This window comes from Kineococcus gurbantunggutensis, from assembly GCF_050871925.1.
In the GTDB taxonomy this organism is placed as follows: domain Bacteria; phylum Actinomycetota; class Actinomycetes; order Actinomycetales; family Kineococcaceae; genus Kineococcus.
The window spans coordinates 18,873-40,851 of sequence record NZ_JBJLSG010000035.1 but is presented as its reverse complement, the minus strand read 5'-3'; the positions used below and the strand labels follow the sequence as shown (position 1 = coordinate 40,851).

Here is a 21,979-nt window from a genome sequence, read left to right as displayed (position 1 = left end):
GGGGGCGGGGGCGGGGAGGCGGGCGGACCAGGCGGCGAGGTGCTCGCGCAGGGCGGGGGGCTCCAGCACGGTGAACGGCGCGCCGGTGCGCAGCAGGGCGAAGGCCGCCCAGTCCAGCGACGTGGTGCTCGCGCGCAGCTCGCAGCGCCCCTCGCCGTCGGCCTGCACGCGCGCCCAGGCGCCCACGGCGCGGCGCACGGAGGCCGCCGGCGCCTCGACGCGGGCGCGCACCTCGTGCCGCGGCGCGCCGGCGCTGAAGCGGCGGCGCACGAACTCCGCCGCGTCGCCGCCGGGCACCTCGCGCGGGGCGAACACCCTGCCGTCCGGGCGCACCCGCGCCACGCGGTCCAGGCGGAAGACGCGCCAGTCGTGGCGGTCCAGGTCGTGCGCCAGCAGGTACCAGTGCCGGTCCATCCGCACCAGGCGGTGCGGGTCGGCGCGGCGCGGCACCACCGCGCCGTCGGCGCCGGTGTGCTCGAAGCCCACGCCCTCGCGGCCCCGGCACGCCTGCGCCAGCGCCGTCAGCACGGCCGCGTCGACGGCGGCCACCGGTTCCGTCCAGCGCGCGGGCACGGTCGCCCGGCCCAGCGCGTCGGCGCGCCGGCGCAGCCGGGCGGGCAGCACGGCGGTCACCTTCGCCAGCGCCCGCACCGACGCCTCCGCCGTGCCGACCACGGCGCTGTCGGCGGCGGCCTGCAGGCCCACCACCAGGGCCACGGCCTCGTCGTCGTCGAGCACCAGCGGCGGCAGGCTCGCCCCCGGCAGCAGCCGGTAGCCGCCCGCGCCGCCGCGGTGCGCCTGCACCGGGTAGCCCAGCTCGCGCAGCCGGTCCACGTCGCGGCGCAGCGTGCGCAGCGAGACCTCCAGGCGGGCGGCCAGGTCCGCGCCGCTGACGAGGCGGTGCGACTGCAGCAGCGAGAGCAGCTGCAGGGTGCGGGCGCTGGTGGACACCGGGCCCTCCCGGGGGATCGGCCCCGGGGGAACCGGGGCAGCGGTCAGGAACTGGCACCTTCGCGCACGAGTGTGGAGGCATGACCACGACGACGAACACCCCCACCACCTCCCCCACCACCTCCGCGAGCCGCGAGGTCGAAGACCTGCTGGGCACCCTGGCCCTGCACCGGGGCCTCCTGAAGCACACCGTGCGCGGCCTGAGCGACGAGCAGGCGGCGCTGCGCACCACCGTCAGCGAGCTGTGCCTGGGCGGGCTGGTCAAGCACGTCACCCTCGTGGAGTCCGGCTGGACCGCCTTCCTCACCGAGGGCCCCGAGGCCGTCAGCGGCGCGGACGGCAACACCTGGGCCGACGGGTTCCGGATGCTGCCCGGCGAGCGGCTGGCCGACGTCCTGGACGCCTACGACGCCGTCGCCCGGCGCACCGAGGAGCTCGTGCGCGCGCTGCCGGACCTGGACGCCGACCGCGAGCTGCCGCCGGCGCCGTGGTTCACCCCCGGCGCGCGCTGGTCGGCGCGGCGGGTGCTGCTGCACGTGCTCGCCGAGACAGCCCAGCACGCCGGGCACGCCGACGTGCTGCGCGAGTCCCTGGACGGGCAGAGGACGATGGGCTGAGCCGGTCGCGCGGCGGGTGCGGGTGCGGCCCGGCACCCGCCGCGCCAGGCTGGGGAGCGTGAGCGGGAAGTCGGCGGAGGACTACGGCGAGGACTACACCGAACCCGAGCTGCGCGAGCGGCTCAAGGAGGAGATCAAGGCCGGCGACAAGGGCGGGCGGGCCGGGCAGTGGAGCGCGCGCAAGAGCCAGCTGCTCCAGCACGAGTACGAGGCGCGGGGCGGCGGGTACCGCCACCCCGGCGAGCGCAGCGAGTCCCAGCAGCACCTGCAGGAGTGGACCGGGCAGGACTGGCGCACCGCCGACGGCTCGACGCGGGCCCGCAGCGGCGAGGGCACGAAGCGCTACCTGCCCGAGGCGGCGTGGGAGCTGCTCAGCGAGGACGAGAAGCGCGCCACCGAGGAGCGCAAGCGCTCCGGGCGGGAGCAGCACGTCGCCAACACCGACGCGGCCCGGCACGCGCGCGAGGCCGCCGAGCTGATCGACCTCACCGCCGCCGAGGCGGTGCAGCGGGTGCGGGGCATGGACGAGGTGGACGAGCTGGACCGCGCCGAGAGGGCGGAGAAGGAGCTCGGCAAGGGCCGCAAGACGGTCCTGGAGGCCGTCGAGCACCGCCGCGCGCAGCTCTGAACCCCCACCCGGGGCACCCCGCCCCGGAGCAGCCGTCCCCGCGGTGATCATGCACTGTTGAATCCTCAGCAGTGCGTGATCACCGCTGGTGGGGACCAGGGTGGGGACCGGGGCCGGGGTCGGGGTCGGGGTCGGGGCGAGGGCTCGCGGGGGCGTCCGCGTCGCGGGGGCGCAGGCCCGCGGCGCGCAGCTGCAGGCCGGCCAGGGCGCGCACGGCGCCCTCGTCCCCGCGCCGCCACGCCGCGACCGGCTCGGGGTGCGCGGCCAGCAGCTCGCCCGGGGTGCGCAGCGCCAGCGCCCGCAGGGCCAGCAGCTCGCGCCCGCCGGGGGTGGCGGCCAGGCGGCGGGCCTCGTCGGCGCGGCGCTGCCAGCGCAGCCGCGGCACCCCCCGCGCCAGGGTCACCAGCACCACCGGCACCGCGGCGGTCGCCACCCCCAGCACGGTGGCCACGCGCAGCACGGCGTCGACCTGCTCCTGGCCGGCGGCCGCCAGCGACGCCGCACCGGCGGCGGCGCGCTGCAGGGGCCCGGCCAGCTCGTCGCCCACCAGGGGCACCCCGGCCGCGCCCTCGCCGGCGCCGGCGAGCTGGCGCGAGAGGTCCGCCGCCCCGCCGGCGACGCCGCGCGCGGGGTCCGCCAGCGCGGAGACGGCCGCGGCGACGGCACGGCCCAGCAGCAGCGAGGCCACCACCAGCACCAGCCACAGCGCGTCCGCGGCGAGCTGGCGGGCGCGCGCGGCGGGCAGGTCCGCGTACCAGCGCAACGGCCCGCGCCTCAGCGCACGCCGGCGAGCTCGCCGGCCAGGTGCGGCAGGACCTCGCCCAGCGGCGCGTCCACGCGCACGTCGGCCTTGGCGTCGCCGCGGGTGGGCCCGGAGTTCACGATCGCCACGGGGGTGCCGCGCTTGGCGGCGTGCAGCACGAAGCGGTACCCGGACATCACGGTCAAGGAGGAGCCGACGACGAGCAGGGCGCGCGCGCCCTCGACCAGGGCGAAGGAGGCCTCCACGCGCTCGCGCGGCACCGTCTCGCCGAAGAAGACGACGTCGGCCTTGAGGGCGTCCTGCCCGCAGCGCCGGCACGGCACGGCGCGGAAGCCCTCGAGCTGCTCGTCGGTGAGGTCGGCGTCGCCGTCGGGGTTCAGGGCGCGGAACTCGCGCAGGCGCGCGTCGAAACCGGGGTTGGCCGCGCACAGGCGCTCGGCGAGCTCGGCGCGGGCGGTGACCTCGCCGCAGTGCAGGCACACCACCCGGTCGAGGTTGCCGTGCAGCTCCACCACGCCCGTGCAGCCGGCGGCGGCCTCGAGCCCGTCGACGTTCTGGGTGACCACGCCGTCGAGCAGGCCGGCGCCCTGCAGGGCGGCCAGCGCGCGGTGCCCGTCGTTGGGCCGGGCGCGGCGGAAGTGCTCCCAGCCGACGTGGCTGCGGCCCCAGTAGCGCCAGCGCGCCCGCGCCGAGCCGGTGAACTCCTGGTACGTCATGGGCGTGTGCCGCTGCAGCGAGCCGTTGGGGCCGCGGTAGTCGGGGATGCCGGAGTCGGTGGACAGCCCCGCGCCCGCCAGGACGGCCACGCCCCCGCCGGCGACGAGGTCGCGCAGCCGCCGCTCCCGCTCCCGCGCCGGCTCCTCCCGCTCGGCCGCGCCCGGCCCGTCCGCCCCGTGCTCGCTCACGGGGCCATGCTGCCCGCCGCGCGCCCGGCGCGCAGGACCAGCGCGGCCGGCGCGGCGGCGCCCGCGGCCAGCACGAGCACCCCGGCGACGACCGCGCCCCAGCCGCCGGCGTCGTGGGCGACGCCGCCGAGCCAGCCGAGCACGCTGGAGCCGACGTAGTAGCCGAACGTGTACAGGGCCGAGGCCTGGGCGCGCGCGCCGGGCAGCGCCCGCGCCCCGGCCCAGCCGCTGGCCACGGCGTGCGCGGCGAAGAAGCCCGCGGTCACCAGCACCAGCCCGGCCACGACGAGCACCAGCGAGCCCGCCAGGGTCAGCACGGCCCCGGCGGCCAGCACCGCGGTGGAGCCCAGCAGCACCCGCAGCCGGCCGGCCGCGGCCAGGCGCCCGGCGAGCGCGGAGGAGGCGGTGCCGGCGAGGTAGACGACGAACAGCAGCCCCACGACGGTCTGCGACAGCGAGAACGGCGGCGCCAGCAGCCGGAAGCCGAGGTAGTTGCAGACGCTGACGAAGGCGCCCATGAGCAGCAGGCCCTGCGCGTACAGCACGAGCAGGCCCGGGTCGGCCAGGGCCCGGCGCAGCCGCGCGGCCAGCCCGGGCCCGGTGCCGCGGCGGCGCGGCGCGAACCCCCGCGCGCGCGGCACCAGCACGCAGAACGCGGCGGTGGCCACCGCGCCCAGCACGGCGACGGCGGCCACGCCCCAGCGCCACCCGGCGAGGTCGGCGACGGCGGCGGACAGCACCCGCCCGGACAGCCCGCCCAGGGAGGTGCCGGCGACGTGGGCGGCGGCGGCGCGCGCGACCCGCCCGGCGGGCAGCTCCTCGGCCAGGTACGCCACCGCCACCGCGGGCAGCCCGCCCAGGGCGGCGCCCTGCAGCGCCCGCAGCACCAGCAGCGCCCCCACCCCCGGCGCCCACGGCACCGCCAGCCCCAGCGCGGTGGCGGCCACGACGGAGGCGACCATGACGGGCACCCGCCCGGCGCGGTCGGCCAGGGCGCTCCAGCCCACGACCGACAGCGCCAGCGCGCCGGTGGCCACCGACACCGACAGCGCCGCGCGGGAGGCGCCGACGTGCAGGTCGCCGGCCAGCGCCGGCAGGACGGCCTGCACGGAGTACAGCTGCGCGAAGGTGGCCACGCCGGCGGCGAAGACGGCCACGACGACGCGCCGGTGGCCGTGCTCGCCGTGCTCGCCGGGAGCGGCGGGGCCGGCCGGACCGCCGTGCCCGCTGCGCCGCTCGGCGTCCGCGGCGGCTCCCGCCCGGCTGTCCGCACCCACCCGCCCGACGGTAGGGAGCCCCCTCCCATGCGTCCAATGCATGGACCGCGGCGAACCGATGCACCATGGCCGGGTGGAGGACGTCGACGAGGTGGTGCGGGCCCTCACCGGGCCGCTGCGGGTGCTGGTGACCGTCGCCGAGCACGGGCACGTCACCCGCGCCGCGCAGGAGCTCGGGCTGGGCCAGCCCACCGTCAGCCGCGCCCTGGCGCGCGTGCAGGACGCCGTGGGCGTGCCGCTGCTGGCCCCGCACGGGCGCGGGGTGCGGCTGACCGCCGCCGGGCGCGCCCTGGCCGAGGCCGCCCGCCGGGCCCTGGGCGAGGTCGAGCGCGGCGTGCGCGCGGTGCGCGAGGACGACTCCCCCGCCACCGGCCGCGTCGCCCTGGGGTTCCTGCACACCCTGGGCGCGGCGGCCGTGCCCGCGCTGGTGCGCGCCTTCCGGCAAGAGCACCCCGGCGCCCGCTTCCAGCTCACCCAGGGTGCCGCCGGAGCGCTGCTGGAGCGGCTGGCCGCCGGGGACGTCGACCTGGTGCTCACCTCCCCGCTGCCGGCCGCGCCCGGCCTGCGCGCCCGCGCCCTGCTGGAGCAGCCGCTGACGCTGTGCCTGCCCGCCGAGCACCCCCTGGCCGGGCGGGCGCACCTCGCCCTCGCCGACGTCGCCGGCGAGCCGTTCGTCCTCTTCGAACACGGCTACGGGCTGCGCGAGACCGCCGAGGCGCTGTTCGCCGAGGCCGGCGTGCACCCGGCGGTGGCGTTCGAGGGCCAGGACGCCGACACCGTGCGCGGGCTGGTGGCCGCCGGCCTCGGGGTGGCGCTGCTGCCCGCCCCCGGCCCGGCGCGCGCCGGCGCGGTCGAGCGGCCCCTGCGCGGGCCGCGCACCTCGCGCACCCTGGGCGTCGTGCACCGCGACGAGGAGCTGCCGGCGGTGGCGGCCGCGTTCCTGGACCTGGTGCTGGCCCGCCCGGAGCTGCTGAGCCGCTCCGGCTGAGGCGCCGCACGCCCCTCCAGCGCGCACCCGCGCCGCCAGTCGTGGACCCGCCCGCCGGACTCAGCCGGGCCGTGCGGCGATTCCCTGCGCGCGCCGCCCTGCCTCGGCGGGGACGTGGGCAAGCGGTGCTCTCGTGGCCTACCACCAACTGCCTAGGCACGTCCTGACTGAGCACCGGGCGCGTTCAGTGGCCGGAACCGCTTGCCACGACCGCGCTGGGGGTGGTGTGCGTCGCACTGCTCTTGCTGTCCATGCGCCACACTGAACCGCTGGTGGTGCTAGCTACGCTGGCTGGCACCGGCGCAGTAGTAGAGCTGAACCCGCTCAGCCGCGACGCCGGCGTCACCGGGCAGGAGTTCTCCCGTGTGCCCGTCGTCCGAACCGCCAGCCAGCTGCGCCTGAACGAGGCGGTGCTGAAGGCCGCCACGGAACGGGTCATGCGCTCGTCTCCATCGACATGGGCCGCTAGAAATTCATCGGCGACACTCACGGCCACCTCGGTGGCGACACCGCCCCAGTGCATGTCGCTGCCGTCCTGGCCACCAGCCGACTATCGCTGTGAGGACGTCGTGGCCCGCACGGACGGCGACGAGCTGGCCATCGTAATGCCCGGCTGCCGCGCCGAGGCTACAGCGCAACGCGCCCGGCTCCTCGTCGAGGAGGCGCGCGCTAGGCGCGACCAGCTTGACCGGCTGCCGGGTCCTGTCACCTGAGCGCACCATCTATCGCTTCGGTCACGCACCGCTCGGAGCGCCTGCTTCACGACATTCGCCCATAGAGAATCGGCCGACCATCCCTTAACCCGGGACGGAGAATCGCCTATTCAACTGATACAAGTAGGTGTATGCGGGTTCCGAGGTGCCGCGCGTCTTGCCCGCGACGAACTCGACGCCTAGATCGAGGAGAGGTGAGAGGAGCAAGCCACTCCACGCTGGAACTTGGGACACCATATCGACAGCTGTCCCCACCACCGCTGCTGCGCCAATCGCTCCCCAATGCCAACCAGTCTTCTTGCGGGCTGTGCCGTAATTCTCGACGGCTTCTTCGAGCTCATGGAGAAACTTTCGTTCATCCAGCGGATGCCCTAGTACCCTACTCTGCCGATGCCGGGTCACCACTGCATCTAGCTTGTCGATCAGTTGTCGGCGCTCAGCCTGGTGACGATTGCGAAACTCGAGGACGTCTTCAACGGGGACATCCTCGGAGGGGACTGGCAGCAGTGATCCAATCTCGGCGATCAGGCAGGGCTGCTCGTTCCCGGGCAAAGGTGAGTATGCCAAAGCATGCGCATCAGGAAGACTGGTGTGCGTAATGTGGCGCTCTCCGCTTCGCTGACCAGATGCCGAGGCGGCATACCTAGCAGCGACCGCCAGCAGCGGTAACAGTAATTCCTCCCGAGCCAGGTAGGCAGCTCCTCCACCGCTCAGCGCACCACGCCTCTCAAGGCTCGTCTCGATACTCTCAGGCAGCTTGCCGTAATAGAGACGATTATGCGGTCTTAGTGGCCCAGGCACGGGAAGCAGCTTGGAGGGGTCCGTATTTGCAATGACGGCGTCCATTTCGACCACCATGCGGTTCAAATGTTGCGGAGACAGAACTCTGTCCAAGCTCAGCGGTTGATAGAAGTTCCCGAGCTTTTGCAGCTCTTCGGGCAACTCGTAGCGCTGGGGGACAATGCTCTTTAACGAATCCCAGTAGAGGATCGCTTGCCACAGCACCGGCTTCGGTGGCGCGATCAACGGGTAATAGAGCATCGCGGGCAACGGCTATTCCTCCAGTTGATTCGATCGGGCAGGACGCTCCTCGGAGCCTCAGCGCCCCCCGCTCACGTCCAGCGTGGTGCCGGTGACGTACGAGGCCGCGTCCGACAGCAGCCACACGACCGCCTCGGCGACCTCGGAGGCCTCCCCGCCGCGGCCCATGGGCACGCTCCTCTGCAGGCGCTCCACGCGGCCGGGGTCGCCGGCGGTGGCGTGGATGTCGGTGCGGATCAGCCCCGGGCGGACCCCGACGACGCGGATGCCCTGCCCGGCCACCTCGCGGGCCAGGCCCACCGTGAGGGCGTCGACGGCGGCCTTGGAGGCGGCGTAGTCGACGTACTCGCCGGGGCTGCCGAGCACGGCGGCGCGGGAGGAGACGTTGACGACGGTGCCGCCGCCGCCGCGGGCCATGCGGATCACCGCCTCGCGCGCGCACAGGAACGCGCCGACGACGTTGACGTCGAGCAGGCGGCGCACGCGGGCGGCGTCGATGTCCTCCACGCGCGCGGCCGGGGCGTTGACGCCGGCGTTGTTGACCAGGCCGGTGACCGGGCCGAGGTCCTCGGCGCGCGCGAACAGGTGCCGCACGTCGGCCTCGTCGGAGACGTCGGCGCGCACGGCCCGCACGGGCGTGCCGAGGTCGGCGGCCTGCTCGGCGACGAACTCGGCGGCCTCGCGGTTGGCGGCGTAGCTGAAGCAGACGGGCACCCCCCGCGCCGCCAGCGCCTGCACGACGGCGGCACCGATGCCCCTGCTGCCACCGGTCACGACCACGGTCCCCTGGGGCTGCTGCACGTCACGCACGGTACAGAAGCACTCACGTGGTGGGCACCGGCGGAGCGGCGAACACCCGCGCCGTCCACAGGTGCAGCAGCGCGTAGCCGCGCCAGGGCCGCCAGGGCCGCGCCCGCGCCAGCGCCGCCGCCGGGGAGACCCCGCCCATCGCCTTGCGCAGCACCAGGTCGCCGGGCAGGAACGCGTCGTCGTCGCCCAGCGCGCGCAGCGCCACGTAGTCCGCCGTCCACGGCCCCACCCCCGGCAGCGCCAGCAGCCGCTCGCGCGCGAGCGCGCCCTCGCCGGCCGCGCGCGCCGCGTCCAGGTCCAGCCCCCCGGCCAGCAGGCCCGCCAGCGCGTGCAGGGTGCGCGAGCGCGCCCCGGTCACGCCCGTCACCGCCCGCAGCGCCTCCGGCCCGGCCGCGGCCAGCGCCGCCGGGGCGGGGAAGGCGCGCAGCCCGCCCGCCACGGGCTCGCCGTGGGCGGCGACGAGCCGGCCGGCGAACGTGCGCGCCGCCGCCAGCGAGACCTGCTGGCCCAGCACCGTCAGCAGCGCCGTCTCCGCGCCGCAGACCGCCCGCGGCACCCGCAGCCCCGGGCGCGCGGCCACCAGCGGCGCCAGCTCCGCGTCCGCGCCCAGGTGCGCCTCGGCGGCGGCGACCTCGCCGTCCAGGTCCAGCCAACGGCGCACCACCGCGCACACCTCGTCCAGCACCGGCGCCGAGGCGCGCACCAGCACCTGCCCGCCGCGCTCGGCGGTGCCCAGGACCACCGCCGCCACCACCGGGCCGGCACCGGTGGGCACCACCCGCTCGTGGGTGCCGGTGGCCGCGTCGTGCCGCTCGGCGCCCGGCACGACGTGCGCGAGCAGGAAGCGGCGCAGCGGCCCGCTCGCCAGCCCGCCCGGCACGGGCAGGACCCGCTCGGCGGTCGGCGCCCCGGCGGTCACCGGGGGCGTCACGACGCCACCCGCGCGTCCGCGCCGCCCGCGCCGCCCGCGCCGTCCAGGTCCGCCCGCCGCGGGTCGAACACCGGCGGGTCCGCGGGCACCAGGTCCGGGTCGTCGTCGCGGAAGGTGCGGATGCGCCCCGGCGGGGTGTGCGGGCCCTCGAAGCGCACCGTCACCCGGCCCACGCCCGAGCCCTGCACCCACCCCGGCCCGTGCTCGGCGTGCTCGACGTCCTGCCCGGGCCGCCAGCCCGGCCGCGCCGGCGGGCCGTAGGGGTGCGCGGACCCGCCGGGCACCACCGCGCCCGCCTGCGCCGCGCCGCCGGGCCCACCGGGCTCCCCCGGCTCCCCGGCCCCGTCCGCCGCCCCCGGCTCCCCGTGCTCGCCCGGCCCGTCCGCCGGTCCCAGCAGCTCCGCCAGCAGGTCCGCCTGGGCGAACTCCGACAGCCCCGAGACGCCCACCCCCAGCAGCCGCACCCCGTCGGCCACGTCCACGCCCTCCAGCAGCTCCGCGGCGTGCGCGGCGATCTCGCGCGCCGCGCTCGTCGCGTGCGGCAGGGTGCGCGAGCGGTTCAGCGTCGTGAAGTCGTACCGGCGCACCTTCAGCGTCACCGTGCGCCCCGACACCCCGCCCGCCACCAGCCGGGCCGCGACCCGCTCGGCCATCCGCCGGGTCCGCTCGGTCAGGTCGCGCCGGTCGGTCAGGTCCGTGGAGAACGTCTCCTCCGCCGAGACCGACTTCGCCTCCCGCTCGGGCACCACCGGCCGCGGGTCCACCCCGCGCGCGAAGGCCAGCAGGCCGCTGCCGTGGGCGCGGCCCAGCATCCGCACCAGCTCCCCCTCGTCGGCCGCGGCGAGGTCCCCCACCGTCTTCAGCCCGCTGCGCACCAGCCGGTCGCCGGTCACCGCCCCCACCCCGGGCAGCTTGCGCACGCTCAGCGGCGCCAGCAGCGCGTGCTGCTCCGCCGGCGGCACGACGACCAGGGCGTCGGGCTTGCGCAGGTCCGAGGCGATCTTCGCGACCAGCTTGCTGGGGCCGGCGCCCACCGACACCGTCAGGCCCGTGCGCGCGCGCACCGCCGCCCGGAACTCCGCGGCGATCCCGGCCACCGCCCGCTCGTCCAGGTCCTCGTGCTCGGCGGACAGGTCCACGTACGCCTCGTCCATCGACACCGGCTCCACCAGCGGCGACAGCTCGCGCGCCAGCGCCATCACCTGCTCGGAGACCACCCGGTAGGCGCCGAAGCGCCCCGCCAGGTACGCCGCGTTCGGGCACAGCCGGCGCGCCTGCGCCGTCGGCATCGCCGAGCCCACCCCGAACACGCGCGCCTCGTAGCTGGCGGTGGCCACCACCCCGCGCCCGCCGGTGCCGCCCACCACCACCGGCCGCCCGCGCAGCGAGGGCTTGTCGCGCTGCTCCACCGCGGCGAAGAACGCGTCGAGGTCCAGGTGCAGCACCGCTGGGCGCGCCGCGTCCGGGCGCGAGCGCACCGGGGACCCGCCGCAGGACAGCACCCGACGAGTCTGCACCCCGCCCCCGACACCCCCGCAGCACCGGCGGGCACCCGCCGGCACCCGCGCGGACCCGCCGACACCCGCCGACACCCGCCGCGGGCGAGCGCCGCCGCCGCGGCGGGGGCATAGCCTCGCGCGGTGACACCACCCCACCCCCGGGACGCGCCGTGGACCTGAGCACCACCGGCTACGTGCTGCTCGTCCTCGCCGCGCTGGTCATCGGCTTCGCCAAGACCGCCATCGGCGGCGCCGGCACCCTGGCGGTGGCGGTCTTCGCCGCCGTGCTGCCGGCCAAGGAGTCCACCGGTGCGATCCTGCCCCTGCTCATCGTCGGCGACCTGTTCGCCGTGGCCGCCTACCGCCGGCACGCCGACTGGGGGCTGCTGCTGCGGCTGCTGCCCAGCGTCCTGGTCGGGGTGCTGCTGGGCGTGTGGTTCGTCGACGTCGTCGACGACACCGTCATGCGCCGCTCCATCGGCGCGGTGCTGGTGCTGCTGGTGGCCACCCACGTGCTGCGCCGGTGGCGGCTGCGCCGCGCCGGCACGGACGCGGTGCCGGCCTCCCCGGCCCGGCGCCGCGCGCTGGCCGCGGCGTTCGGGCTGCTGGCCGGGTTCTGCACGATGGTCGCCAACGCCGGCGGCACACCCATGTCGATCTACCTGTTCACCATGGGCCTGGGCGTGATGTCGTTCCTGGGCACCGGGGCGTGGTTCTTCTTCATCCTCAACGTCATCAAGGTGCCGTTCAGCGCCGGGCTGGGCCTGGTCGACGCCGACTCCCTGCGCCTGGACCTGCTGCTGGTGCCCGCCGTCGTGGCCGGGGCGCTGCTGGGGCGCTGGCTGGTGGGCCGGCTGAACCGCCAGCTCTTCGAGAACGTCGTGCTCGGCGCCTCGGGGCTGTCCGGGCTGAACCTGCTGCGCTGAGGGAGGGGGCGGCCGTGCGGCTGGCGGCGCGGGAGGTGGGGCTGTGGCGGCTGGTCGCCCAGCGCGTCGTGCCGGCGCTGCCGGGCGCGGCCGCCGTCGTGGAGCACCTGACGTGCGTGCAGGCGCAGGACCTGCGCGCCGCCACCACCGCCGTCGCGCTGCGCACCGCCCCCGGCGGGCCGGACCTGCCCGCCGCCCTGGCCGCCGGGCAGGTGGTGCGCTCCTGGCCGCTGCGCGGCACCCTGCACCTGCTGCCCGCCGCGGACCTGCCCTGGGTGCTGGCGCTGTGCGCGCCGCGGGTGCTGCGCTCCACCACCGCCCGCCGCGCCGCCCTGGGCGTGGCGGAGGCCGACGTCGCCGCCGCCCGCCGCGCCGCGCAGGGCCTGCTGCGCGGCGGGCGCGGGGCCGCGCGCTCCGAGGTGCTCGCCGCGTTCGAGGCCGCCGGGCAGCGCACCGCCGGCGGGCGCGGCTACCACCTGCTGCTGCACCTGTCGCTGACCGGCGTGCTGTGCCTGGGCCCGGTGCGCGGGCGCGAGCAGGACTTCGTGCTGCTGGCCGAGCACGTGACCGCCCCGCGCGCCCTGGAGGGCGAGCAGGCCCTGGCCGAGCTGGCCCTGCGGTTCCTGACCTCCCACGGGCCCGCGAGCGTCGCCGACCTGGCCCGCTGGGCGGGCCTGCCGGTCACCGCCGCCCGGCGCGCGGTGGCCGCGGTGCGCGAGCGCCTGGCCGCCGTGGACGTGGAGGGGACGGAGCTGCTGCACGACCCCGCCCTGCCGGACCTGGTGGCCGGGCACCGCCGCGCCGCCGCCGGCACCCACCTGCTGCCCGGCTTCGACGAGTTCGTCCTCGGCTACGCCGACCGCTCGCACGTGCTGCCCGCCGAGCACGCCGGGCGCGTGGTGCCCGGCGGCAACGGCGTCTTCCGCGGCACCGTCGTGCACGGCGGCGCCGTCGTGGGCACCTGGACCCGCGACGGCGACGCGGTGAGCACCGAGCCGTTCACCCCCTTCGCACCGGCGGTGCTGCGCGGCGTGCAGCGCAGCGCGGCCACCCTGCCCACCGGCCGCCCGGGCTGACCCCGGGCGCGGGTCAGGGGGTGGGCAGGCGCGTCAGGCCCTCCAGCAGCAGCTCCCGGTCGCCCGCCGCGCACACCCGCACCCAGCCCTCGCCGCGCGCGCCGAACGCGCTGCCCGGCGCCACCGCCACCCCCCGCTCGCGCAGGAACCGCTCCGTCCACCCCGCCACGTCCCCGCCGGAGGCGTGCGCGACGTCCACCCATAGGTAGAACGCCCCCGCCGGCCGCTGGTGGCGCACCCCCGCCCCCTCCAGCAGCGCGCACGCCGCCTCCACGTTGCCGCGGTAGAACTCCCGCGCCTCGTCCACGACGCCCTGGTCGCCCTCCAGCGCGGCCAGCGCCGCCAGCTGCGCCGGGGCGTTCACGCAGCTGACCACCGCCTCCTGCGCCGAGCGCAGCACCTCGCCCCACCCGTGCGGCGCCACCAGCCACCCCACCCGCGCCCCCGTCAGCGCGTACGTCTTGGAGAACGAGAACACGCTGAGCACCCGCCCGTCCGCATCCAGCGCCGCCGTGCTCACGTGCGGCACCCCGAACGTGAACCGCTCGTACACCTCGTCGCTGATCACCCACAGGTCGTGCCGCGCCGCGAACGCCAGCAGCGCGCGCAGGTCCTCCTCCCCCAGCACCGTGCCCAGCGGGTTCGAGGGGGAGTTCACCACCAGCACCCGCGTGCGCGGGCCCAGCACCGCCTCCAGGTCCGCCGGGTCCGGGCGGAAGCCGCGCTCCGCGCGCAGCGGGTACGGCACCGGCACCGCCCCCACGTGCCGGGCGGTCATCGCGAAGTTCGCGTACCCCGGGTCCGGCACCAGCACCTCGTCGCCGGCGTCCAGCGTCAGCGTCATCGCCTGGTGCAGCGCCTGCATCCCGCCGGCCGTCACCCACACCCGCTCCGGGTCCACCACCAGGGCGTTCTCCCGCGCCAGCTTCGCCGCCACCGCCGCGCGCAGCGGCCCGATGCCGCCGTTGCCGGTGTAGGAGGTCACGTCCGCCTCCCACGCGCGCGCCGCCGCGGCCAGCACGTGCGGCGCCACCGGAAGCACCGGCTCCCCCACGTTCAGCAGGATCGCCCCCGGCACGCCCTGCGCCAGCTCGAACACCCGCCGGATCCCCGACGGCGGGATGGCCGCCGCCCTCGCCGCGATCGCCGGCACCGCCGCTCCCCTCCGCACCACCCGGCACCGCGCCGGTCCCCCGAGGCTACGACCGCCCCGCCCCGGTGCCCCGGGCGCCCGCGCCCGCGCCCGCGCGCGGGGGCGGCGGGTCGGGCAGGGTCGGGGGCGTGACCTCGACACCCGCCCCGGCCGCCCGCGCCCACGACGCGCTCACGGCCGCGCTCGTCCTGGCGGTCGTGCCCGACCTGGGCCGGCGGCGCCGGCGCGCCCCCGACTTCGCCGGGTTCGTCTCCCACCAGCAGCACGCCGACACGGTCATGAGCCGCCTGGCGCCGGCGCTGTCGGTGGCCTCGCTCACCAGCGGCGCGGCCGCCGCGGCCTCGCTGCGCCGCAGCGACCCGGTGGCCGCGGCCCAGCGCGCGGCGGCGGCGGCGTGCGTGGCCGCGGCGATCGCCCTCACCGCCCGCGTGCACGTGCCGTTCAACCGGCGGCTGCGCACCTGGGACCCCGGGCAGGAGGTCCCCGGCTGGCGCGAGGGCCGCGCGCGCTGGGAGCGCGCCCACCAGGTGCGCCGCGCCCTGGCGGTGCTGGCCGGCGCCGGCGCGCTCGCCGCCCACCGCCGCGGCACCCCGGCCCGCTAGCGTTCGCCCCCCACCCCCCGCGAGGAGCCCCCGTGACCGACGACCCCGCCGCCCTGCTCGCCCTCCTGCAGGAGCAGGAGAGCACCCTGCGCTTCGACGCCTTCGACGAGCTCACCGCCTGGCGGCTGGGCTCCCTGCTCGTCGAGCGCTGCCTCGCCGAGCGGCTGCCGGTGGCGATCGCGGTGCGCCGCAACGGCCAGCGCCTCTTCCACGCCGGCCTGCCCGGCTCCAGCGCCGACAACGACGTCTGGCTGGACCGCAAGATGGCCGTGGTCGACCTGTACGGGTGCTCCTCCTACCTGGTGGGCACCCGCTTCCGCGCCGCCGGTGGGGACTTCGACACCGACTCGCGCCTGGACACCGGCCGCTACGCCGCCCACGGCGGCGCGTTCCCCGTCCTGGTGCGCGGGGTCGGCTGCATCGGCTCCGTCGCCGTGTCCGGGCTGCCGCAGGCGGAGGACCACCGCGTCGTCGTGGAGGCCCTGACCGCGTTCCTCGCCGCGGGCGCCTGAGCGGCGGCGGGCGAGGTGGCGCCCCCTCAGCGCCACCTCGCCCGACCGGGCGCCCCGCGGCTCAGCGCAGCTTGTGGGAGGCGTTGTTGTTCGACAACGTGGCGTTGAGGTTGGCGACCTGACCGCTCGCGAAGGTCTGCGAGGCGCCGGCGTAGCCGCTGTTGTAGTAGACCGTCACCGCCCGGCTGGAGCGGTTCCGCACCGACATCGCGTTGTTCTTCACGCACTGGTCCTGCCCGCTGCCGACGCCGCGGAACTCGTAGCAACCGGGCTGGCTGGAGCCGTAGTTCGACACCGAGGCGGTGAAGTCGGACACGGACCCGCCCTGGCCGGAGTAGTAGTACAGGCAGAACTCGCCCGACTCGCACACGCCGTTGCGGGCGGTCGCGGCGTGCGCGGGGGCGGCGGTCCCGGCCAGCACGAGGCCGGTGGTCGCCACGGTGGCGGCCAGGCCCGCGAGGACCGTCCTGCGGGCGGAGCGGGAGGCGGTGGTGGGCAGGCGGAGAGCGAGCACGGCAGGACTCCTTCGTCGTGGGTGGACGCCGTGGCGGGGGCGGTGCGCGCCCCCCGGCCCGGTGCGCCCTTTCTAGGAGCGCACGCGGCCGACCGCCAGGACCCCTGCGCACTACTGCGCAGTCGGAGCCGAACGGCTGCGCAGCGTCACCACCCGTGCTAGACGGGGAGCATGCGCACCGTCGGCCGCTGGCGACTCGTGCACGCGCTGGGCACCGAGCTGCTGGAGGTGCCCGACCCCGAGGAGCAGGTCCTCACCGGGGTGCGCTCCCTGCTGCGCCTGGTGCCCGGCGACGTCGCGGCCGACGCGGTGATCGACACCGCCGGCACCCCGCGCATCACCGAGGTGCCCGACCTGCTGGTGCCCTTCGCCCGCGACCAGCCCCCCGAGGTGTTCCTCAGCAGCCCCGTCCTGCCGCACGTGGCCCGCCACGGCAGCCTGCCCGCCAGCCGCGTGGAGGACCTCTGCACCCCGCGGGAGTGGGACCGCAACCCGATGCGCCGCCTGCTGCTGGAACCCAACGGCGTGCCCCACGCCCTGCTCACCGCGCACGTCACCGCCGAGGGGGTCACCCACTGCTGGGGCGTCAACCGCGGCCGCCCCTTCGACGACGACGAGCGCGACGCCCTGCGCGCCTTCGAGCCCTTCCTGCGCCGCGCCGCGCACGACCGCGCGCGCACCGCGCTGGTGCTCGACCTGGACCGGGCCGTCTCCTCCGGCGCCGGCCTGGTGCTCTTCCGCCAGGACGACGTCGTGCACCTCAACGACGCCGCGGGCGCGCTGCTGGAGCGCCACCGGGTGCCGCTGGCCACCGTCCTGCGGCTGAGCCGCTCCGCCCTCAGCGCCAGCCAGCGCACCGGCGCGCTGCCCACCCGCCACGGGGTCCTGCAGCTGCGCTGGCGCCCCGCGCTGCCCGGCTCCACGGCCGTCGTGCTCACCGAGGCGGCGGGCGCCGGCGCGGCACCCGCGGTGGTCAGCCCGCGCCAGCACGCGGTCCTGTGCCACCTCTCCCACGGCCTGACCGCGGCGGCCATCGCCCACCACCTCGGCATCAGCGAGCGCACCGTGCACAAGCACCTGGAGAACCTGTACCGGGCGCTCGGCGTGGGCGACCGCCTCAACGCCGTGCTGCGCGGGCGCGACCTCGGGCTGCTGCCCGTGCTGGAGGGCTGCGCCCGCCTCACCCGGCCCGGTGCGCCCGCGCGCCCCTGACGGTGCCCGCGCGCACGCCGGCGCGGGCGGCGGCGCGGGCGGCGGCGCGACTGGCGGGGGCCGCCCGCGCCCCGGCACACTCCCCCGGTGCCCACCGCCCCCGGGAGCGCCGGCGACGACCTCGTCGCGCGCCTGCGCGCCGCCGGGTGCGTCTTCGCCGAGGAGGAGGCGGCGCTGCTGCGCGCGGCGGCCGCCGGCACCGGCGACCTGGAGCGGCTCGCGGCCCGGCGGGCGGGCGGGGAGCGCCTGGAGGACGTGCTCGGCTGGGCGGCGTTCTGCGGGCTGCGCCTGAGGGTGGAACCGGGCGTGTTCGTGCCCCGGCACCGCTCGGAGGTGCTCGTGGACCTCGCCGCACCCCTGCTCGCCCCGGGCGACGTGCTCGTGGACCTGTGCTGCGGCACCGGCGCGCTGGCCGCCGCCCTCTCGGCGCGGGTGCCCGGCCTGACCGTGCACGCCGCCGACCTGGACCCGGCCGCGGTGCGCTGCGCGCGGGCCAACCTGCCCGGCGCGCACGTGCACGGCGGCGACCTGTTCGGCGCGCTGCCCGCCCACCTGGCCGGCACCGTCGCGGTCGTCGTCGCGAACGTGCCGTACGTGCCCAGCGCGCAGGTGGCGCTCATGCCGCCCGAGGCGCGCGAGCACGAGGCGGCGCGCGCGCTGGACGGCGGCACCGACGGCCTGGACGTGGCGCGCCGCGTGCTCGCCGGGGCGCGCCGGTGGCTGCGCCCGGGCGGGGCGCTGGTCGTGGAGGTGGGCGAGGAGCAGGTGCCCGCGGTGCTGCTGGCCGCGCGCGCGGCGGGCCTGGACGCCGGCACCGCCACCGACGAGGACGGGGACACCACCGCGCTGGTGGCGCTGCGGCCCGCCCCCTGACGGGCCCGCCGGGTCGGCGGCCCGCCGCTCAGACGGCGCGGTCCTCCGCGGTCAGCCCGGTCACCGTGGTGTAGAGGAACACCGAGTCCTCCAGCGCCTGGAGCGCCTGGCGCTCGTGCGTGATCACGACGAGCTCGCCGCCGCCCACCTCGACGTCCCCGGCGCCCGCGGTCCCCGTCAGGCGCACGCGCCCGCTGAGCACGTGCAGGCTGCCGGCGTGCGGGGGGTTGTGCTCGCCCAGGTGGTTGCCGGCGGTCAGGGCGATCACCGTCTGCCGCAAGCGGTTGTCGTGCACGAGCAGCTCCGCGCTGCGGCCGTGGGCGGAGGCGCGGGCCGCCTCCAGGTGCGCCTCGGCGGCACCACGCAGATCGACCACGGTCGTCCTCCCCAGCTCTCCGTCGGGCCCGGAGCCGTCAGTCTTCCCCGTCGGGCGGCGCCGCGCACGCGGGGCACGGCGCCGCCGGCCGGCGCTCGCGCAGCGCCCCGCACCCGGGGCACACGCGCTCCAGCCAGCAGACGGGCTCGCCGCCGCCCTCGCCGCCGCCTCCGCCGGGCACGGGGGTGCCGTCAGAGCGCCGGCTGCGCGGACGCGACGCGCCGGCCGGTGACCTGCGACCTCGGGAACACCCCGGCCTTGGAGCTGCCCTCCATCTCGTCGCCGCGCACCACGACGTCGAAGGCGATGTTCAGCCGCAGGGGGCGGGTGATCGACTGCTTCCAGGTCAGCCGCTCACCCCGCAGGCTGACGTCCTTCAGGGCGACGTCGCCGGTGTCCGTGCGGGCCACGCCGCGCAGGTCGGCGTCCTCCCCGGTGAGCTCCACGGTGGTCCGCTGCTCCCCGACGGGGGTGGCGATGGTCAGGTTCCAGGTGCCGGCGACGCTCACGGGGATCCTTCCGGTCGGTGGGGTCAGGAGGCTCCCACGCCGCCGGCCCCCGGCGCCCGGCGACGGGCGCACCCGGCAGGTCCGTGCCGTCCTGGCAGGTCCGTGCCGCCGCGCCGCCCGCCCGCGGGGGCGGTGCGTCAGGTCGCCATGTCCACGAAGCGCGAGTAGTGGCCCTGGAAGGCGACGGTGATGGTGTCGGTGGGGCCGTTGCGGTGCTTGGCGACGATGAAGTCAGCCTCACCGGCGCGCGGTGATTCTTTTTCGTACATGTCCTCGCGGTGCAGAAGAATCACCATGTCGGCATCTTGTTCGATAGATCCCGATTCGCGGAGATCGCTCATCTGCGGCTTCTTGTCGGTCCGCTGCTCGGGACCGCGGTTCAGCTGCGAGAGCGCGATGACGGGCACCTCGAGCTCCTTGGCCAGCAGCTTCAGCGCACGGGAGAACTCCGAGACCTCCTGCTGGCGGCTCTCCACCCGCTTGCCCGACGTCATCAGCTGCAGGTAGTCGACGATGACGAGCTTGAGGTCGGCGCGCTGCTTGAGCCGCCGGCACTTGGAGCGGATCTCCATCAGCGACATGTTCGGCGAGTCGTCGATGTACAGCGGCGCCTCGGAGATCGCGCCCATGGTGCGCGCCAGCTTCGTCCAGTCGTCCTCGCGCATCGTGCCCTTGCGCATGTTCTGCAGGGGGATGCGCGCCTCGGCGGACAGCAGGCGCATGGAGATCTCGTTGCGGCCCATCTCCAGGGAGAAGATCACCGACGCCAGGCCGTGCTTGATGGAGGCGGCGCGGGCGATGTCCAGCCCGAGGGTGGAGTTGTGCGTGGGCACCATCGACCGGCCCGCGAGGTACAGGTGGTCGTCGTTGTCGACCTCGACGCAGCGCACCGGCACGGGAGCGACGGGACGCACCTCCGTGATGAACCGGGAGTCCCGGCGCTGGAAGGCCCGGACGCGGCGCTCCTTGTGCAGGAGCCGCTTGCGCTCCAGGAAGAAGACGTCGTCGTCGGTGCTGAAGGTGATGGTGAAGGCGCGGGACGACTCCTCGCTGCGGCCCCGCACGGCCTTCTCGCTCCAGCCGGTGCGGTAACCGAGGCTGTGCACGAGTTCCCGGACGTCGGTGGCGAGCCTCCGCGAGGTCACCGAGAACTGCACCGTGCCGCTGGGCGCGACGGTGCCGTCGGTGTCGAGCAGGCCGGCCAGCAGAGCGCGACGCTGGGCGATGGACGCGCGCAGGTAGCTCGTCGGGACGTGCTTGTCGCCGAGCACCCCCAGGGTGCGCAGACGGGCCTGGACCGTCCCGTGCTCGTTCCGGCAGTCCTGGCAGAGGACCAGGCCGCTCGAGGGGCGGCCGCAGTCCGGGCACGTCGGGGCCGCGACGGGCTCGCCCACACCGCGCGAACGGCCTCCGCAGCTGCGCCCGCACGTCTTCACCTGCGAGGTGCGCGGCACGAAGGGCTCACCGCACACGACGCAGTCCTTGCGCGCGATGACCGGCGTCGGCAGGCGCAGCGAGTAGCTGAGACCGCCTCGGGGCACGACCGCGATCCCCTCGTCCTCGACGTGCAGGGTGATCTCGGGGTCGGCGGTGGTCAGCTGGGCGCTGGCGCTGGTGCCGTCACCGAGCCACGCCCCGAGGGTGTATGGCGGCACAAGCAGCTCCCGCTCGGGCAGGTCGACGGGCGCGGTGAGCGGCACCGCGTGGTTGAGGCGCCGGTCCGCGCACCTCAGCGTGGCCGCGATCTCCTCCGTGGTCTTCACCGACGGGAAGGTGCGCTGGTTCTTCGTGCGGTCGTAGCCGGTCGCCGCGGCGTGGGCGGACTTGCGCGACGCTCGTGTGCTCGTGAGCCACTGGTGCTGCGCGTCGGCCACCACGGTGCTGCCGTCGGAGAAGACGACCTCGTAGCAGGGCCGGTCCACCATGACGCCGGTGGCGGCGACGACGCGGGTCGGGCGCCCGTCGGCGCCGACGAGCTCGTCGCCGACCCGCACCTCGCCCATGGTCGTCCACCCCGTGGGGGTGGGCAGGGGGGTGTCCAGCGCCAGGGCCTTGCCGACCGCGGGCCTGGCCGCGATGACGATCATCTGGCCGGGGTGCAGGCCGTTGGTGAGGCCGTCGAGGTCGGCGAAGCCGGTGGGGACGCCGACCATGCCCTCGCCGCGGTGGGAGCTGGCCTCGATCTCGTCGATGGCGCCCTCGATGACGTCGCCGAGGACGGCGTAGTCCTCCTTCACCCGCTTCTCGGTGACGGCGTACACCTCGGCCTGGGCGGAGTTGACGATGGCGTCGACGTCCATGCCGTCGGCGCCGTAGCCCATCTGCACGATGCGGGTGCCGGCCTCGACGAGGCGGCGCAGCACGGAGCGCTCGCGCACGATGCGGGCGTAGAAGCCGGCGTTGGCGGCGGTGGGGACCGTGGAGATCAGGTCGTGCAGGTAGGGGGTGCCGCCGACGCGGGCGAGCTCGTTGCGGTTGGTCAGCTCCGCGGAGACGGTGACGGGGTCGGCCGGCTCGCCGCGCGAGTAGAGGTCGAGGATCGCCTCGTAGATCAGCTCGTGGGCGGGGCGGTAGAAGTCCTGGCCCTTGAGCACCTCGACGACGTCGGCGATGGCGTCCTTGGAGAGCATCATGCCGCCGAGCACGCCCTGCTCGGCGGCGATGTCCTGCGGGGGCATCCGCTCGAACTGCTCGCTGCCGACCTCGGGACCCCGGTCGCCGCCGCGGTCGCCGCCCCTGCGCCGCGGGCCCGCGGGCCCGCCGCGCTGCGCCGGCGCGTCGTCGAACGTCGTCACGCTGCTGCGCCCCTCTTCCCCGAACGGCCGGCCACCGGCCGCTGGAGCGGCCGTCCACCGGCACCACCACCGCTGTCGACCGAGGTCTACCGGGAGGGTCCGACACTGCGGTCCAGGCACCCTCGCGCACCCGGACGGGCACGGTCAAACGAGCCTGTGCACAGACCGGTTGACAACCTGTGGACGACCTGGGGGTGGCGGTGCACAGGGTGTGGACAACCCTGGGGGCAACTCGCCGATCCGCACCCCCCGGCGACGGCGCACCGCCTCTGACCTGCGACGATGCCGTCCACCCGGTGTGGAGGACG

Annotated in this window: 23 protein-coding genes; 10 read left to right on the top strand and 13 right to left on the bottom strand. The window is 76.6% G+C overall.

Annotated features, from left to right (window positions below; all coding sequences use genetic code 11):
• A partial coding sequence (locus tag ACRYR7_RS09255; RefSeq protein WP_432571788.1) for a helix-turn-helix transcriptional regulator occupies window positions 1–951 on the bottom strand: 951 nt, incomplete at its 3' end.
• Between the two features lie 80 nt (window positions 952–1,031).
• Between ACRYR7_RS09255 and ACRYR7_RS09250 the strand changes: the two genes are divergently transcribed.
• Window positions 1,032–1,568 carry a DinB family protein gene (locus ACRYR7_RS09250; RefSeq protein ID WP_432571787.1) on the top strand — a complete coding sequence of 179 codons (537 nt, stop codon included), beginning with the start codon at window positions 1,032–1,034 and terminating at the stop codon, window positions 1,566–1,568.
• Window positions 1,569–1,626: 58 nt separating this feature from the next.
• Window positions 1,627–2,196 carry a hypothetical protein gene (locus ACRYR7_RS09245; protein WP_432571786.1) on the top strand — a complete coding sequence of 190 codons (570 nt, stop codon included), beginning with the start codon at window positions 1,627–1,629 and terminating at the stop codon, window positions 2,194–2,196.
• A gap of 79 nt (window positions 2,197–2,275) precedes the next feature.
• Here ACRYR7_RS09245 and ACRYR7_RS09240 read toward each other — a convergent pair whose 3' ends face one another.
• The 3 genes from ACRYR7_RS09240 to ACRYR7_RS09230 all read right to left on the bottom strand — a co-directional run bounded on the left by ACRYR7_RS09240 (window position 2,276) and on the right by ACRYR7_RS09230 (window position 5,141).
• Window positions 2,276–2,959 carry a hypothetical protein gene (locus ACRYR7_RS09240; RefSeq protein ID WP_432571785.1) on the bottom strand — a complete coding sequence of 228 codons (684 nt, stop codon included), beginning with the start codon at window positions 2,957–2,959 and terminating at the stop codon, window positions 2,276–2,278.
• A gap of 11 nt (window positions 2,960–2,970) precedes the next feature.
• Window positions 2,971–3,792 (bottom strand): NAD-dependent protein deacetylase, encoded by an 822-nt coding sequence (locus ACRYR7_RS09235; protein ID WP_432571791.1) that lies wholly within the window; start codon window positions 3,790–3,792, stop codon window positions 2,971–2,973.
• Window positions 3,793–3,860: 68 nt separating this feature from the next.
• The gene (locus tag ACRYR7_RS09230; protein WP_432571784.1) at window positions 3,861–5,141 is read right to left on the bottom strand and encodes an MFS transporter; all 1,281 of its coding nucleotides are present in this window, start codon (window positions 5,139–5,141) and stop codon (window positions 3,861–3,863) included.
• 73 nt (window positions 5,142–5,214) lie between these two features.
• On the opposite strand from ACRYR7_RS09230, the gene ACRYR7_RS09225 reads away from it, so the two are divergent.
• Window positions 5,215–6,129 carry a LysR family transcriptional regulator gene (locus ACRYR7_RS09225; RefSeq protein WP_432571783.1) on the top strand — a complete coding sequence of 305 codons (915 nt, stop codon included), beginning with the start codon at window positions 5,215–5,217 and terminating at the stop codon, window positions 6,127–6,129.
• A 224-nt stretch (window positions 6,130–6,353) separates the two neighbouring features.
• Window positions 6,354–6,842 (top strand): hypothetical protein, encoded by a 489-nt coding sequence (locus tag ACRYR7_RS09220; RefSeq protein ID WP_432571782.1) that lies wholly within the window; start codon window positions 6,354–6,356, stop codon window positions 6,840–6,842.
• 84 nt (window positions 6,843–6,926) lie between these two features.
• Here the strand turns inward: ACRYR7_RS09220 and ACRYR7_RS09215 are convergent, their stop codons facing one another.
• From ACRYR7_RS09215 to ACRYR7_RS09200, 4 genes are read right to left on the bottom strand one after another with little or no spacing between them, the layout of a single operon-like run.
• Window positions 6,927–7,883: a DUF6236 family protein gene (locus tag ACRYR7_RS09215; RefSeq protein ID WP_432571790.1), complete on the bottom strand. Its 957-nt coding sequence runs from the start codon at window positions 7,881–7,883 to the stop codon at window positions 6,927–6,929.
• 57 nt (window positions 7,884–7,940) lie between these two features.
• Window positions 7,941–8,684 carry an SDR family oxidoreductase gene (locus ACRYR7_RS09210; RefSeq protein ID WP_432571781.1) on the bottom strand — a complete coding sequence of 248 codons (744 nt, stop codon included), beginning with the start codon at window positions 8,682–8,684 and terminating at the stop codon, window positions 7,941–7,943.
• Between the two features lie 22 nt (window positions 8,685–8,706).
• Window positions 8,707–9,624 (bottom strand): DNA-3-methyladenine glycosylase family protein, encoded by a 918-nt coding sequence (locus ACRYR7_RS09205; protein WP_432571780.1) that lies wholly within the window; start codon window positions 9,622–9,624, stop codon window positions 8,707–8,709.
• A complete protein-coding gene (locus tag ACRYR7_RS09200) occupies window positions 9,621–11,141 on the bottom strand; it encodes a DNA polymerase IV (protein WP_432571779.1) in 1,521 nt (506 codons plus the stop codon). The genes ACRYR7_RS09205 and ACRYR7_RS09200 overlap by 4 nt, the downstream gene beginning before the upstream one ends.
• A gap of 152 nt (window positions 11,142–11,293) precedes the next feature.
• On the opposite strand from ACRYR7_RS09200, the gene ACRYR7_RS09195 reads away from it, so the two are divergent.
• Together ACRYR7_RS09195 and ACRYR7_RS09190 are read left to right on the top strand one after the other, a co-directional pair.
• Window positions 11,294–12,049, top strand: coding sequence for a sulfite exporter TauE/SafE family protein (locus ACRYR7_RS09195; protein ID WP_432571778.1), 756 nt, complete (start codon window positions 11,294–11,296; stop codon window positions 12,047–12,049).
• A gap of 14 nt (window positions 12,050–12,063) precedes the next feature.
• Entirely contained in the window at window positions 12,064–13,125 is a 1,062-nt protein-coding gene (locus ACRYR7_RS09190) for a winged helix DNA-binding domain-containing protein (protein WP_432571777.1), read from the top strand.
• Between the two features lie 13 nt (window positions 13,126–13,138).
• Here the strand turns inward: ACRYR7_RS09190 and ACRYR7_RS09185 are convergent, their stop codons facing one another.
• Entirely contained in the window at window positions 13,139–14,278 is a 1,140-nt protein-coding gene (locus tag ACRYR7_RS09185; RefSeq protein ID WP_432571776.1) for a pyridoxal phosphate-dependent aminotransferase, read from the bottom strand.
• A 128-nt stretch (window positions 14,279–14,406) separates the two neighbouring features.
• Here ACRYR7_RS09185 and ACRYR7_RS09180 point away from each other — a divergent pair, with 128 nt between their 5' ends.
• On the top strand, window positions 14,407–14,880 hold the full coding sequence (locus ACRYR7_RS09180) for an anthrone oxygenase family protein (RefSeq protein WP_432571775.1): 474 nt from the start codon (window positions 14,407–14,409) through the stop codon (window positions 14,878–14,880).
• A gap of 32 nt (window positions 14,881–14,912) precedes the next feature.
• A complete protein-coding gene (locus ACRYR7_RS09175) occupies window positions 14,913–15,392 on the top strand; it encodes a heme-degrading domain-containing protein (RefSeq protein ID WP_432571774.1) in 480 nt (159 codons plus the stop codon).
• A 61-nt stretch (window positions 15,393–15,453) separates the two neighbouring features.
• Here ACRYR7_RS09175 and ACRYR7_RS09170 read toward each other — a convergent pair whose 3' ends face one another.
• Window positions 15,454–15,906: a peptidase inhibitor family I36 protein gene (locus tag ACRYR7_RS09170; RefSeq protein ID WP_432571773.1), complete on the bottom strand. Its 453-nt coding sequence runs from the start codon at window positions 15,904–15,906 to the stop codon at window positions 15,454–15,456.
• Window positions 15,907–16,077: 171 nt separating this feature from the next.
• On the opposite strand from ACRYR7_RS09170, the gene ACRYR7_RS09165 reads away from it, so the two are divergent.
• Window positions 16,078–17,118, top strand: coding sequence for a helix-turn-helix transcriptional regulator (locus tag ACRYR7_RS09165; RefSeq protein ID WP_432571772.1), 1,041 nt, complete (start codon window positions 16,078–16,080; stop codon window positions 17,116–17,118).
• An 87-nt stretch (window positions 17,119–17,205) separates the two neighbouring features.
• A complete protein-coding gene (locus ACRYR7_RS09160; protein ID WP_432571771.1) occupies window positions 17,206–17,991 on the top strand; it encodes a putative protein N(5)-glutamine methyltransferase in 786 nt (261 codons plus the stop codon).
• A 28-nt stretch (window positions 17,992–18,019) separates the two neighbouring features.
• Here the strand turns inward: ACRYR7_RS09160 and ACRYR7_RS09155 are convergent, their stop codons facing one another.
• The 3 genes from ACRYR7_RS09155 to dnaB form a co-directional block, all read right to left on the bottom strand.
• The gene (locus ACRYR7_RS09155) at window positions 18,020–18,367 is read right to left on the bottom strand and encodes a cupin domain-containing protein (RefSeq protein ID WP_432571770.1); all 348 of its coding nucleotides are present in this window, start codon (window positions 18,365–18,367) and stop codon (window positions 18,020–18,022) included.
• Between the two features lie 191 nt (window positions 18,368–18,558).
• On the bottom strand, window positions 18,559–18,876 hold the full coding sequence (locus ACRYR7_RS09150; RefSeq protein ID WP_432571769.1) for a hypothetical protein: 318 nt from the start codon (window positions 18,874–18,876) through the stop codon (window positions 18,559–18,561).
• A 137-nt stretch (window positions 18,877–19,013) separates the two neighbouring features.
• Entirely contained in the window at window positions 19,014–21,554 is a 2,541-nt protein-coding gene (dnaB, locus tag ACRYR7_RS09145) for a replicative DNA helicase (protein ID WP_432571789.1), read from the bottom strand.
• Between the last annotated feature and the right edge of the window lie 425 nt (window positions 21,555–21,979).

Coding starts and splice junctions, on each gene's coding strand:
- ACRYR7_RS09250 (WP_432571787.1), top strand. CDS start 1,032: ATGACCACGACGACGAACACCCCCACCACCTCCCCCACCACCTCCGCG.
- ACRYR7_RS09215 (WP_432571790.1), bottom strand. CDS start 7,883: ATGCTCTATTACCCGTTGATCGCGCCACCGAAGCCGGTGCTGTGGCAA.
- ACRYR7_RS09165 (WP_432571772.1), top strand. CDS start 16,078: ATGCGCACCGTCGGCCGCTGGCGACTCGTGCACGCGCTGGGCACCGAG.
- dnaB (WP_432571789.1), bottom strand. CDS start 21,554: ATGCCCCCGCAGGACATCGCCGCCGAGCAGGGCGTGCTCGGCGGCATG.